This window comes from Acinetobacter tianfuensis (assembly GCF_003611465.1).
GTDB lineage: Bacteria > Pseudomonadota > Gammaproteobacteria > Pseudomonadales > Moraxellaceae > Acinetobacter > Acinetobacter tianfuensis.
This window is the reverse complement of sequence record NZ_RAXV01000001.1, coordinates 20917-34904: the sequence shown is the minus strand read 5'-3', so window position 1 is coordinate 34904 and position 13988 is coordinate 20917. Positions and strand designations below refer to the sequence as shown.

At 44.5% G+C, this 13988-nt stretch carries 10 protein-coding genes and 8 tRNA genes; 5 read left to right on the top strand and 13 right to left on the bottom strand.

The window, feature by feature from the left end:
- Window positions 1-104 precede the first annotated feature (104 nt).
- Entirely contained in the window at window positions 105-2744 is a 2640-nt protein-coding gene (locus D7V32_RS00180) for a PepSY domain-containing protein (RefSeq protein ID WP_120400913.1), read from the top strand.
- Between the two features lie 145 nt (window positions 2745-2889).
- Window positions 2890-3657, top strand: coding sequence for a YdcF family protein (locus D7V32_RS00175; RefSeq protein WP_120400912.1), 768 nt, complete (start codon window positions 2890-2892; stop codon window positions 3655-3657).
- A 16-nt stretch (window positions 3658-3673) separates the two neighbouring features.
- Here D7V32_RS00175 and D7V32_RS00170 read toward each other — a convergent pair whose 3' ends face one another.
- From D7V32_RS00170 to D7V32_RS00115, 11 genes are all read right to left on the bottom strand, one after another.
- On the bottom strand, window positions 3674-4135 hold the full coding sequence (locus tag D7V32_RS00170; RefSeq protein WP_120400911.1) for a DUF2750 domain-containing protein: 462 nt from the start codon (window positions 4133-4135) through the stop codon (window positions 3674-3676).
- A gap of 82 nt (window positions 4136-4217) precedes the next feature.
- Window positions 4218-4293 (bottom strand) — tRNA-Val (locus tag D7V32_RS00165).
- Window positions 4294-4386: 93 nt separating this feature from the next.
- Window positions 4387-4463, bottom strand: a tRNA-Asp gene (locus D7V32_RS00160).
- Window positions 4464-4507: 44 nt separating this feature from the next.
- Window positions 4508-4583 (bottom strand) — tRNA-Val (locus tag D7V32_RS00155).
- Between the two features lie 24 nt (window positions 4584-4607).
- Window positions 4608-4684, bottom strand: a tRNA-Asp gene (locus tag D7V32_RS00150).
- A 13-nt stretch (window positions 4685-4697) separates the two neighbouring features.
- Window positions 4698-4773, bottom strand: a tRNA-Val gene (locus tag D7V32_RS00145).
- Window positions 4774-4795: 22 nt separating this feature from the next.
- A tRNA-Asp gene (locus tag D7V32_RS00135) sits at window positions 4796-4872 on the bottom strand.
- Between the two features lie 50 nt (window positions 4873-4922).
- Window positions 4923-4999, bottom strand: a tRNA-Asp gene (locus D7V32_RS00130).
- Window positions 5000-5025: 26 nt separating this feature from the next.
- Window positions 5026-5101: transfer RNA gene (locus D7V32_RS00125), tRNA-Val, on the bottom strand.
- A gap of 408 nt (window positions 5102-5509) precedes the next feature.
- Window positions 5510-6007 carry a cell wall-recycling L,D-carboxypeptidase ElsL gene (gene elsL, locus D7V32_RS00120; protein ID WP_120400910.1) on the bottom strand — a complete coding sequence of 166 codons (498 nt, stop codon included), beginning with the start codon at window positions 6005-6007 and terminating at the stop codon, window positions 5510-5512.
- On the bottom strand, window positions 6007-6408 hold the full coding sequence (locus D7V32_RS00115) for a YbaN family protein (RefSeq protein ID WP_120400909.1): 402 nt from the start codon (window positions 6406-6408) through the stop codon (window positions 6007-6009). The genes elsL and D7V32_RS00115 overlap by 1 nt, the downstream gene beginning before the upstream one ends.
- A gap of 122 nt (window positions 6409-6530) precedes the next feature.
- Here D7V32_RS00115 and D7V32_RS00110 point away from each other — a divergent pair, with 122 nt between their 5' ends.
- From D7V32_RS00110 to dapE, 3 genes are all read left to right on the top strand, one after another.
- The gene (locus tag D7V32_RS00110) at window positions 6531-7394 is read left to right on the top strand and encodes a DUF1853 family protein (RefSeq protein ID WP_120400908.1); all 864 of its coding nucleotides are present in this window, start codon (window positions 6531-6533) and stop codon (window positions 7392-7394) included.
- Window positions 7395-7530: 136 nt separating this feature from the next.
- Entirely contained in the window at window positions 7531-7680 is a 150-nt protein-coding gene (locus D7V32_RS00105; RefSeq protein WP_120400907.1) for an entericidin A/B family lipoprotein, read from the top strand.
- A 113-nt stretch (window positions 7681-7793) separates the two neighbouring features.
- Window positions 7794-8927, top strand: a complete 1134-nt coding sequence (gene dapE / locus D7V32_RS00100; protein WP_120400906.1) for a succinyl-diaminopimelate desuccinylase — start codon at window positions 7794-7796, stop codon at window positions 8925-8927.
- A gap of 71 nt (window positions 8928-8998) precedes the next feature.
- On the opposite strand, the gene D7V32_RS00095 is transcribed toward dapE, so the two are convergent.
- Entirely contained in the window at window positions 8999-9457 is a 459-nt protein-coding gene (locus D7V32_RS00095) for a hypothetical protein (RefSeq protein ID WP_120400905.1), read from the bottom strand.
- Window positions 9450-13934, bottom strand: coding sequence for an Hpt domain-containing protein (locus D7V32_RS00090; RefSeq protein ID WP_120400904.1), 4485 nt, complete (start codon window positions 13932-13934; stop codon window positions 9450-9452). The genes D7V32_RS00095 and D7V32_RS00090 overlap by 8 nt, the downstream gene beginning before the upstream one ends.
- Window positions 13935-13988: the final 54 nt, after the last annotated feature.

Here is a 13988-nt window from a genome sequence, read left to right as displayed (position 1 = left end):
ATAAGTGAAAATGAGAATGCATATTATTTGTAATCTCCATTTTTTTTACCATTTCTCAGTCTATAATACGCAAACATCATTTCATCACCTCACTCACCGCCGCCATGTTTAAAAAAACCCTCTTTCAAATCCATTGGTTTTTAGGCATCACTGCTGGTCTCATTTTATCCCTTATGGGCGTAACGGGGGCTATATATTCCTATGAACAGCCTATACAAAAATGGCTTAATCCAGACAGCTATACTGTCGAAGTACAACAAAAACCGAAAATGACGCCCGCTGAGATTTATCAGCACTTCCAGCAGTCAGACAGCGGTATCAAAATTAACAGCATCACCATTGAACAAAACCCTGCCGCCTCTTCTTCTATCAATATTGTGAAAGAAGGCGCGCGCCGCGGCTATACAATGATGATTAATCCTTATACAGCAGCAGTTTTACCTGAAGTTAAGGGACGCGAATTCTTTCAATTTATTCAGCAGCTGCACCGCAACTTGACTGTAGGCCCTGTAGGCAAACAGATCACTGGCGCGTCTACATTGATGCTGATCTTTTTTGTACTGAGCGGCTTATATCTGCGCTGGCCAAAAAAACACAAATTAAAACAATGGCTTTTTGTTAAACCGCAGCTAAAAGACCGCAACTTCCTGTGGGATTTGCATGCCGTTGCCGGCACATGGGTGATTATTTTCTATCTCATCTTAGCCATGACAGGCCTGTACTGGTCATATGATTGGTGGCGCAACGGCATGTTCAAAGTCCTTGGCGTAGAACGCCCTCAGCCTGAAATGCAAGCCAATGCAGGACCAAAACCGCAAGGTGAGGAAGGCAAAGGCCGCACCCAAGGCGGTGAAAACCGTCAGACGCGCAACGCTGAAGGTCATGGGCCTACAGCTGAGCACAAAGACGGCGAATCTAAAAAGAAAGGCCTGAAACCTGAGCAAATCAGCTATGCGCTGACACAGACATGGACTGGTTTTAACAGCCAAATTGGCCGTGAGTATTCAAGCTTAACATTGAACTTGCCTAAAAAACCGGATGGCACGGTTGAGCTGACTTTTGTCGATGCTGTACCGCAGCACGAACGTGCGCGCAACAAAGCCAGCTATAATTATCAAACTGCTTCTATTGAAAAATTAGAACTGTATGAAGATAAAAAGCTAAATGAAAAAATCATGAGCAGCATGCTGCCTGTGCACCGCGGCAGCTTCTTCGGCCCTGTATATCAGTTCTTTGCAATGCTTTCAGCTTTAATTATGCCGCTGTTCTTTGTAACAGGCTGGATGCTCTATCTAAAACGCCGTAAACAAAAGCAGCTGACACAGCAAGCCCGTAACGGCTTAGCGGCAGTTAACACAGATCCAAATGCTAAAGCTTGGCTTGTTGCCTATGCTTCACAAACAGGTGTTTCAGAACAGCTGGCTTGGCGTACTGCAGGCAGTCTGCAAGAAGCGCGTCAGCCTGCAGCAGTAAAAGCCTTACAGCACATTACTGCTGAAGACTTGAAAAACAATACTCAGCTGCTGATTGTCGCAAGTACCTACGGTACAGGTGAAGCGCCAGATTTGGCTTCTGCATTTGAGAAAAAAATCATGCAGCAATCCATAGATCTTCAGCATATTCAATTTGCCGTTCTTGCTCTAGGCTCTAAGGAATACCCTGAAACATACTGCAGCTTTGGCCACCGCATACACGATTGGCTGCAGAGCAATGGCGCAGCTGCACTGTTCCCTCTGATTGAAGTCGATAATGCAAATGCTGCAGATATTCAAACTTGGAATGAGGCTTTAGCAAAAGCAACCAAACTTGAACTGCAAGCGATGAATATTGATAAAACATTTGACCGCTGGACTTTAACACAGCGTAAATTGCTCAACCCGCACAGCGTTGGCGCTCCTGCTTTTGATTTGGAGTTCCAGCCTAAGCATGAAGCGCACTGGCAAGCTGGCGATATTGCAGAAATCCAGCCAGGCAACAGCAATACACGCATTATGACTTTCCTCGCCCAGCATCAAATTTCTCCAAATACCATGGTTGACTCTGCGGGTAAGAGCATTGAAAGTATGCTTTGGGACCGTGATCTGACAGCAGATGTTGAACCTTTTGCCAATATGGATCACTTGCTTGAACAGCTGCCTGCCCTGCCATCACGTGAGTATTCTATTGCCAGCATTCCAGAGCAGCAGGTTTTACGTTTAGTGGTACGCCAGCAGTCAGATTCTGACGGCACTCTTGGTTTAGGTTCAGGCTGGCTAACGCAATATGCTGCTGAACAGTCTGAAGTTGCACTGCGTATCCGCAGCAATGCGTCCTTCCATCTCATTGACGACAACCGCCCTGTCATTTTAATTGGCAACGGTACAGGGATTGCAGGCCTGATGAGTTTGCTTAGCGCCCGCATCCGCTCCAATTACACCGAAAACTGGCTTATCTTTGGTGAGCGTCAGCGTGAACATGACTTCTTCTATCAGAGCACGATTGAAGCGTGGCAAAATACAGGCATGTTAAAACGCCTAGATCTTGCCTTCTCACGTGATCAGGCTGAAAAAGTGTATGTACACCATAAACTTCGTGAACAGGCTGCTGAGTTGAAATCTTGGATAGAACAAGGCGCTGTCATCTATGTCTGCGGCAGCATCCAAGGCATGGCGTCAGATGTCGATCAAGCGCTGATTGATATTTTAGGGGATGACTGCGTAGAAAACCTAAAACAGCATGGCCGCTACCGCCGTGATGTTTACTAAGTAAAGGAAAATAAATGACTGCCTAATGAAACAGTCATTGAACGGTAAACCGCAAATAAAAAAAAACTGGGCGCTGTTGCCCAGTTTTTTTATGGTCAATTATTCAGTAGACTGCTGTGCAGCTACCGACTAATTTTTGACTTAAATGAAAAAAACCGCGCTATGGGTCATTGGCCTCATTTTAATTGCAGACAGTATTTGGCTGCTTAGCTTCGGTAAAATTCACTTTGGCATTGCACTGCCTTTATGTATAGGCACAGTTTTTATGATGCTGGCGCTGTTTGACCGTCCGCTGCAGCAGGCATTAAAGACATACTGCTGGCTCAGATATTGCTGGCAGGCTGCGTGGGGAATATTTTGGCTATGGCTGCTCAGTTTAATGCTCTTTTTTGGCTTCATGCATCAACAATCTGTAAGGCAAGATATACCTCAAGTAAAAGCAATTATGGTCTTAGGCGGCGGGATCAATAAAGATCAGCCCACACCTTCAGTGAAAACACGCTTAGATACAGCAGCTTTGGCTTCACGGCAAAACCCTCACGCACCGCTCATTGTTACAGGCGGTCTTGGTTTTAAAGAAACATTATCTGAGGCTGAAGTCATGCAGCAGTATTTAATCAATACTCACCCAATACCAGCCTATAAGATTTATCAGGAAACAAAGAGCACCAGCACAGAGGAAAATTTCACTTACAGTAAAGCTGTACTGCACGAGCTCAGCATAAACATTCATCAGCCGATTGCGGTCATCACTAATGACTTTCACATGGCCCGGGCTTTAGCGATAGGCAAACGGCAAGGCTACAGCAATTTATACGCTGTCAGTGCGCCTACCCCGCTTTATATGCGTTATAACAACTGGCTGAGAGAATATTTTGCTTATGGCAGCGGCTGGCTGCTGAATGAATATTAATCCGCCTGCCTATACGTTAATGCAAACGAATGTTTCTTGGCAATGGAATACCCATTGCTTCAAAAATTTCAGGCCGCTGAGCATATACCTGATATAAATAATTTTTGATATCCAGCAGCATTTTTTCAGGCGCGACTAAAATATTTTGCCCTTCAGGTGTAAGGTCGAGTGAAAGCGCTGTATTTTCTTGTCTCAAAAATGGAATAACTTTTTCAATAAAATCTTTAAGTGATATTTCTTGGATCTCGTAATTTGCCCAATTGTCCTTAATCACCAGTTTCGCCAAACTCTTAGTCCGCCATACAGCAAAAGCTTTTTGGCCTGTAGGTGTTGCACATAATGCCCAGCCGTCTTGGTACAATGCAAGTAAATTGCCTTGGCTGATCAGATGTTCAATAAACTGCTGATAAATGGTTTTAGGATCAACAACTGTGTTTTGTGACTTGACCGCGGCCTTGCGCTGATAAGGATTTCTCATTATTTTCCATGCATATTAAAATTATTATACGAAATAGATTTTATGGAAAATTTGAGTTTTACGCAATATAAAGAAGAGAATATGGTGGGCGCTGACGGGATCGAACCGCCGACATTCTGCTTGTAAGGCAGACGCTCTACCAACTGAGCTAAGCGCCCTGAGCGAAGAGTAACAAAGCGAAACTTTGTTTAAGCGCAAGAGAAAATTAAAATTTTCTAAAGGCATCCTCTTGAACAGAGATATAAGATAAATGGCGCAGCGGACGGGACTTGAACCCGCGACCCCCGGCGTGACAGGCCGGTATTCTAACCAACTGAACTACCGCTGCATCACGATACTTCCGAAAAAGTACACTATATATCTTATGATATATGGTGGGCGCTGACGGGATCGAACCGCCGACATTCTGCTTGTAAGGCAGACGCTCTACCAACTGAGCTAAGCGCCCTTAAAGGGTGTTTGATTCTAGGAATGGCGCAGCGGACGGGACTTGAACCCGCGACCCCCGGCGTGACAGGCCGGTATTCTAACCAACTGAACTACCGCTGCATCACAAAGAATCTGGTGGGCGCTGACGGGATCGAACCGCCGACATTCTGCTTGTAAGGCAGACGCTCTACCAACTGAGCTAAGCGCCCTCAATATGCTAAACTGTGCAAATGGCGCAGCGGACGGGACTTGAACCCGCGACCCCCGGCGTGACAGGCCGGTATTCTAACCAACTGAACTACCGCTGCACTTACACAATATCGCTATTGCGGATCAAACGATGTTTTTAGATTTAAAGTGGCGCAGCGGACGGGACTTGAACCCGCGACCCCCGGCGTGACAGGCCGGTATTCTAACCAACTGAACTACCGCTGCACTATAAATCTAACAATGAAAGAGTTTGGTGGGCGCTGACGGGATCGAACCGCCGACATTCTGCTTGTAAGGCAGACGCTCTACCAACTGAGCTAAGCGCCCTTTCAAAGCACTTCATCGCTTGATGAGGTGCATTATAGAGAATCCTGACCGAGTGTCAAACGCTTTTATGCCAGTTTTCCACTTTTTGTGTTTGAGTGATTAAAAAATAAGTAATCTGCTATAAAAATCAACATTTTCTGCTTATTTTTTATATTTATACATTTTTTTTAGCTGCCATACGCAATATTTTTCAGTCCTATTTATAGACACACTGGCGGCTTGATTGTTTTTACATCATTTTTTGCAGTGAATGATTCATTTTCAAATGAGTAAGAAAATAATCGCTTCTTTAATCATTTGAGTTATCCCCAAATTAACCCGCTGCATGCCTCTCATCACTTCAGCCAGCGAAAGGCTTTACACATTCAAATTTTCATTTATGAGCTGAATGCATATAAGCGCTTTATCCTAATCCGCTGTCTGAATCAGCACTTTAGCGTCGACGTCAATCAAGTCAAATAATTCCACAATGTCTTCATTACGCATGCGGATGCAGCCATGCGACATCGGCACCCCCATCGGCTCCGTCTCAGGCGTGCCATGAATATAAATGTAGCGGCGGTAGGTATCACAGCCCTCGCCCTGATTAAATCCTGTTTCTAAACCGCCCAGCCATAAAATTCTTGACAGAATCCAATCTCGTTCAGGATGTTCTAAAGCTAAAGCGGAACTATAGATCTCCCCCGTTGGCTGACGCGCTATAAATACTGTATTTAACGGCAGTTCTGCGCCAATTTTTTCTGCAATCCGATGCCAGCCGCGCGGGGTTTTGCCGCTATTCTCCGCTTCACCAATTCCATTTTTACCGCTGGAAATCACATAAAACTTATTGAGCTTAGGCAAATATAGCGTTTGCTGATCCAAATCAATTAAAAGGTCTGCCTGATCTTGGCTAAATAAAGTCATCACTGCTTCTCATCTTGCGCTTTTGGCAGCCTCAATGCTGTACTCTGCGGCTCTGGACGCATCCATAGCCAAATTGCGACTATAAACATGGTTAAATTAGTAAATATTTTGATGGCTAAGGGCGCATTGGTAAACAGCATAATCACTGCGCTGATGGACATCATAATGCTTGCGACCCATTTTGCCTTCCGCGGTACAGTGCCATTTTCACGCCATGCACGCAATGTCAGCCCATATTTAGGGTGATTCAGCAGCCAAGCGTCCATTTGCGGCCAGCCTTTTGATGCCGCCCATGCAGCTAAGATGAGAAATACTGTTGTTGGCATACCTGGTAAAATTGCGCCGATAAAGCCCAATAGTACAAATATCAGCACTAAGCTTCGCCAAAACAACGTTTTCATAACCGCGACCTAAACCAGCAATGCGGCTTAGTATAAAGTGTTTTTTTGCTTTGTCCGTTGTTATTCTGCATTATTCACAGATGATTTTAACGTCCCTCTCGCTGTTTAAGGTTCAACTCTGTATGTCCAGTCCATTTGCTTCTATACCGCTATTTGAACCTTGGCTTCACTATAAACATCCCATGGTGCGGCAGCTGGCATTTGCCATAGCCAGTCCTGGCATTTTAACGGCCATTCCGCCAGAACTTGAAATAAAGCATGCTTTTGAACTGCACAGCAGCGATATATGGCATCAGCACTATGAACGCTATCAGCCTCGTTTGGCGGCGCTGGATCAGCAGCCAGAAGAACTTATTCAATTTGTACAGCAGCTGAAAAGCACCCGGCTTGGCCTGCGCTTTGAAATGTTTATTTGGTTTTGGCTTCAGGACAGCAGCTATCATCCCTATACGCTGCTGGGACACAGCATCCAAATGATTGATGGGCCTAGAACAGCCGGAGAGCTGGACTTTGTCTTACTCAACCGAAATACGCAGGAAATTGAACATTGGGAAGTCGCATTAAAATACTATTTGGCAGAACGTGATTTGAGCCTGCCCTATTGGTATGGACTCAACCGCAGCGATACCCTTAACCGCAAACTCAGCCATTTCACACAAAAGCAATTTCAGTTTAAACATGTACTCAACGTTGATATTCAAAAACGCTATTGTGTTCTAAAAGGCCAGCTCTATCTCCCTGAGATGAATATGAAACCCTTGCCATACTGGGTCAACCAACAGCGCCGCATTGGTCTTTGGGGACAAAGAATCCCCAAAAAAGCGCAAGCGCTTTATCGACTAGAACGCCATGAATGGATTTGTCCAAATCTAGAGCCTAGCAGTGAACCTGCACAATGGTGGACAGATGGCTTATATAAACAGCAATTTACACAAGATTACTATATGTACCGCCAGCCTTGCTTACTGCAGACTGCTGAATTCTAAGAGCCATGAAACAAGCAAATCCTGTTTTACACTTACTTACGGAACACCTATAAAAACAGCATACTTTTTAATCAATGTATTTTTTAATCTAAATTTACGGGAAAAATATTTATTATTCCAACAACTGGAGAATAACATGAAAAAAATTATTGCCGCTTCACTTCTAGCAGCTTTCGCTTTAGCTGGCTGTAATACTGTGAAAGGTGTGGGTCAAGACGTATCTAAAGCTGGTCAGGCTGTAACAGGCACTGCTGAAAAAACATCTGAAGAAATTCGCCGCAATTAATCCAATTCATATCAATTTTTTTGTTAAAAAACCCTATTTCAGTAGGGTTTTTTTATGTTTAATTCTGCCGATTCACCTATTATATTGTGACATTTTTGATTTTAAGATTCAGTATGACTTCATCAGCGACTCTCGACCTAAGCCTAGAACTTCTACGCCAGCCTTCTGTGACGCCTGTAGATCACACTTGTCAGCCTATTATGGCTGAGCGCTTGGCTAAAGCAGGTTTCAATATTGAAAACATGCGTTTTGAAGATGTAGATAACCTTTGGGCGCGCCGCGGTACTGAATCACCTGTTTTCTGTTTTGCAGGCCACACAGATGTCGTTCCGACAGGCAGCTTAGATGCATGGGGTTCAGACCCTTTCCAGCCAGAAATCCGTGACGGCAAACTCTATGGCCGCGGCAGTGCCGATATGAAAACAGCTTTAGCTGCCATGGTCATTGCTTCCGAACGTTTTGTAGAAAAACATCCCTGCCATAAAGGTTCAATCGCGTTTTTGATCACATCGGATGAAGAAGGCCCGTCTATTAACGGCACAGTGAAAGTGGTTGAAACATTAGAAGCGCGCAATGAAAAAATCACATGGTGTCTTGTGGGCGAACCTTCGAGCACCAATAAGCTAGGCGATATTATTAAAAATGGCCGCCGCGGTTCTTTAAATGCAAAATTGACAGTAAAAGGCAAACAGGGCCATGTCGCTTATCCGCACCTTGCAGTGAACCCGATTCACACTGCATCAAAAGCCATTGCTGAGCTTTGTGAAACAGTATGGGATAACGGTAACGAATACTTCCCTGCAACGTCTTTCCAAATTTCAAATATCAACTCAGGCACTGGCGCAACCAATGTTGTGCCCGGCACAATGACAACGCTGTTTAACTTCCGCTACTCTACAGAAGTCACAGCAGAAGAGCTAAAAGCCCGTACACTTGAAATTTTGGACCGCCATAATGTTGAATATGACATTGAGTGGACACTTTCAGGTTTGCCATTCCTCACCCCAGTCGGTGAATTGGTTAATGCAGCTAAAACAGCCATTTTAAATATCACTGGCGTTGAAACTCAGCTTTCTACCAGCGGCGGCACTTCAGATGGCCGTTTCATTGCACCTACAGGTGCTCAGGTACTTGAGCTTGGCGTTTTAAATGCCACAATCCACCAAGTGAATGAACATGTAAATGTCGATGATTTAGAGCCTCTTTCTGAAATTTATGAACAAATTTTAGAAAATTTGCTGGCTTAATAATAAATATCACGTAAACAAAAAAGGAATTCCGTGGAATTCCTTTTTTGTTTCAGCCAATAAAAATGAACTTAAGATTGCATAGAGGATTGAATATAGTTCAAATTCGGCACGTGATAAACATCCTCACCCATACGTACATACTGATAAATGGCTGGATCGGTCAATGTTTTCTCTTCATCAACAATTTCCGAGATACGCAAGCGGATAGTCCGAGGCATTTCGTTGCACATCAGCGCAAAACGCTGCTGCACATCATCCCCTTCAATCACCAGCGCCACGCCATTTTTACGCGCAGGTTCATTGACAGCATAAACCGGCAGCTTCAATTCATGCCATTGTACAAATGGCACGTCTGTCGTACTGTCCAGTGCTGACAAAATAATATTTTGCGGCAGCAGCATCGGCTCCTTACCATGACAGTCAATAATATAGGCATCAATAAAACCCGTAGATACCGTAATTAAATGCTGTAATTCCTGACGGTCAATCTGTTCCGCTGCTGCAGAAACGATACTTTTATCAGTCATAGATCAGCTCCTGCTTTTTCGCAATTAATGCGCCAATATTTTCAAGCAATTCTGCTTCCTGGAATGGTTTACCCATATAATTGCTTACACCTAGGCTGAATGCGCGCTCACGGTGTTTCTCACCCGTACGCGACGTAATCATAATAATCGGCAGATCTTTATGAATATCGTGATGGCGAACTAGGTTTGTCACCTCGAAACCATCCATACGCGGCATTTCGATGTCTAGAAGCATCAGATCCGGTCGAATATTTTCCAGCTGCTCGATGGCATCTACACCGTCTTTAGCAGTCACAACATCGTAACCTTGCCGTTCCAGCAAGCGGGTTGTAACCTTACGCACAGTTACGGAGTCATCGACAATCATCACTAGTCGGCGCGCGTCGCCATAACGGCTGCCGTCACGCTGATCTGTAACATTTTTCAGGCGCTGTGTGGTTTGAATTTGACGGGCAATATTCTGACCATCCAAAATCAAGCAGACTTGACCATCACCCAAAATGGTTGCCCCAGCAATTACACCAATATTAGAGAACTGCTGACCAATTGGTTTCACCACAATTTGCGCACGAGAACCAATCAATTGATCCACAAGCAATGCAATGGTTTGACCGCTATTGCCTTTAATCAGCAAAACTGGCAGTGAATGCGATGCGTGGCTTAAACGCGGCATTGGCTGATTCGATACAAACTCAGACAGATAACGAAGCTTGTAGTATTCATTATCAATTTTGAATGTATCTAACTTGCTTGCAAAGAAGTCTTCCAGCGCTGTAGGCGCAATACGGACAATACGCTCAATCTGCGCCAAAGAAATCGCAAATTGCTGATCGCCGGCTTTCACCATCAAGGCATCACTTACTGCGACCGTTGTCGGTACGCGGATGGTGAAGGTAGTGCCTTTGCCCAGTACAGACTCCACTGTTACATGGCCGCCCAATGCCTTAATTTCACTTTGTACAACATCCAGACCTACACCGCGGCCTGAAATTTGCGTCACTTCTTTTGCGGTACTGAATCCTGGATGGAAAATCAGCTGCAGCGCTTCTTGCTTATCAAGCATTTGATCAGCTTTAATCAAACCGAGGCTAAGCGCCTTCTCTTTAATTTTCGCTTCATCAATCCCCTTGCCGTCATCACTGAATGACACCAAGACGTCTGTACCCTGACGGCTGATATTCAAAACAATACTGCCTGCTTCAGGCTTGTTCAGCGCAATACGGTCTGCTGTTTCTTCTAAACCGTGGTCAATCGCGTTACGCAGCATATGCTCGAAAGGCGTAACCAGACGTTCAAGGATTGTACGGTCCAATTCGCCTTCTGTATTTTGCACAATCAGCTCTGCTGGACGGTTCAATGCAGTAGACGTTTGACGCACAATACGCTGCAAACGCGGCAGCATACGTGAAAACGGAACCAGACGGGTACGCATCAGGCTTTCTTGAATCTCGGCCTGAATACGTGATTGCTGCAGCAGTAAGCCTTCGGCATCACGAATTTTCTCTGCTAGCGTACTCTTAAAATCAACCAAATCCGATGCAGATTCTGCAAGTGATTTAGACAGTTGGTTTAAAGACGAATATTGGTCCATTTCCAGCGGGTCAAAGTCCGCATAACGTGAATTTTCAGAACCATGCTTGGCAATAATTTGCGATTCAAGCTCACCTTCCATTCGGCGCAGCTGATCAGCCAAACGTTTGATCGCCAATTCCATTTCGTTCAGCGTATTGCCCAGCTGGCCCAAATCCATTTCGATACGCGAACGGTTAATTGAGTTTTCGCCAGATAGGTCAATCATCTTCTCAACTAAATCAGCCGAGATACGGATCATTTCATTACTGTTGTCAGTATCTGCTGTATCCGTCCATTCACCTTGCATAGATGGAGGCTCAGCGCCATCACCTTGAATAAATTCAAAGGCTAACGCTGCTGCATTTGCATTCGCTCTAACAGCACGCTTCGGAATTTGTACGGTAACGTCAACAAATTCAATCGACTCCAAACTGAGCTTGATGCTGTCATAATTACTGAAGTCTTTATTGAAGATAGCTTGCTTCAACCAGCTCAACGTCGTTTGCAGCAAACTGTCATAAGCATTCGAGTTGAAATGATGTACAGCAAATTGTTCAAATGTGGTTTCGAGCTGGTACGCAATTGCGCCAACCGGCTCATTTTCCACCATACGGGCGCCACCCTTAATACTGTGGGCTGCACGCTGCAATTGAAGCAGAATACTACGGTCACTGCGCTGATCAATCCACTGAAATAATAAGGCAGCAGCATGTTCCAGAATTTCTTCAGCTTCTTCCAAAAAGGTTTCTTCAACCACTGAGCGAAGTTCATCATCTTCAGAAAGGGCAGAGACCGCTTTCTCCGCTGCTGGCTGCTGAGGCGCATCCAAGCCGAAGACTTCAAACTCAGTTTTTTCTGGAGGCGCACTTTCAGCAGAAAGCGTTTCAGATTGCTCCTCTTCAGCTATATCTGAAAGATCCGCCTGTATGGCATCATCAATAGAAACTGCCGGCAGCGCCTCTTCCACATGCTCTTCAATTTCAACTTCAATAACCGCAGATGCTGTATCTTGACCATTTGCCAGCGCTTGAATATTACTCAGAATAGAAACAGCTTCTGAGGCCGGATAATCAATGCCGTTATCGCGGATCGTTTGAATACGGTCAGAAATATCATCCTGAACCAAACGGATAATTTGAATAATAGATGGTGTTACAGTCATTTGACCGCGGATCACACGCTCATAAATCGACTCAAGCTCATGCGCAATTAAGCCAATATTTGATGCTGCAATCATATTTGCGCCGCCTTTCAGCGTATGCAAATAGCGCATCAAATTATTTAATGAACCTGTATTCGACGGATCCTTACTCCACGTATTCAGATCTTGGTCAATACCTGAAAGCAATTCATCCGCTTCTTCAAGGAAAATATCCAGCAAATCTGCATCAAAGTCAGAGTTCACATCCGCAGAAGACATTTTTGCATGATCAGACGCAATACGCTGACCCAAAACAGCAAAGTCTACACCTGCAGCAGGCTGTACTTCTGCCGTTTCAACCGACTCAACTGCTTCAATATCTTGCTGTACAAATGCAGACAGATCACTCAGCAATTTATGTGTTTCTTCCGAAAGCACTACGCGCTGGCCTGCAGCCAAGGTATCAAATAAATGAATAAACTCTTGGTGCGCCTGAGCAAACAGCTCATAAGCATAGTCCATGTTCAGCAGCTGCGGTTTCGCGCATAGGCTGTCATAGCTCGCTTTCAGCTCGGTCGTAAACTGGTGAATACCTTGTGACGCACGGTTATCGGTATGTTCAAGCAGCGCGGAGGTCTGTTCACTCAAAGACTGTAAATATTCTGGATATTCAGCTTTAGCGCGCGTATCAAACTCAAACTCGGCATCGAGCAGCAGGTCAATATTCAATGCAATCAGTTTAGAAACCAAACCTTGTGTTTGCAGTTCAGGGTCCGCCTCTTCAACTGCAAATCCATAATTTTTCCACGCATCTGTAAATGTGCGGTAAACATCATCAAGTTTAGCTGTATCGCCTTTACGCAATGTATGCAAATAATCTCGCACAAATTCAGAATATTGAACCAATAGCGCAGCTTCATTTGAGCTAGAACTGATTTCTTCTTGCAACTGTGTTTTAAATAAATTCTCAACTTTTGAGCTGGCTTCAAAAATTTGATCAATTTGAGCCATCGACGAACTGCCGCGCAATGTATGCAATGCGCGGATTAATCCATTGTAATCTTGTGATTTCGCATCTTTTTGTGTCAGGAAGCGGTCAATCGTCTGTAAATGTTCTTCAGCTTCTTCAATAAAGATCGCGAGAGTTTCTTGAATCAGGCTGTCATCATGCTCAGCTCCAGCTGCTTCAGCCAATACTGGCTCAGGAGCTTCAAACTCAGCAGATACTGCTGCTTCATCAAGCTCTAGACCTGTCACATCTTTTTCTGAACGTAACGTTACTGCTAATGTCAATAATTCCTGCAATGCAGGTTCCGGGCTAATGCCTTGCTGCAATTGCTGCCCCAAGAGCACAACTGGGCGTAAATCTACAGTCTGCTCACGTACTTCTTTAAAACACGGATACAGCTTGTATTGATAAATATTTAGAACTGTTTGAGCAAATGTTTGAATCATTGGGTTAATCGTAAGCGATCCTGAAATCACCCGATTTAAAGTATCTTCTACAGTCCAAGCTGCCTCACCGGCTGTTTTCGCACCGACCATACGTCCAGAACCTTTTAAGGTATGGAAATGGCGGCGGATAGTCGTCAGCAGTTCATTATCCTGCGGCGCTTCCAGCCAAGCGGCAAGCAAAGTATTTAACTCTTCAAAGATCTCTTCAATTTCTTCAACAAAAATTTCTAGAATTTCTGCATCTTGATCCAGATAGCTATCTTCAGGCAGAGCAGTCGTTTCGACCAAATTTTTTAATATTTCTTTCATAGCTAAGGCTTCTTACGTTTTGCCACCAAGAAGGTGCTCAAACTTATGTGTGAC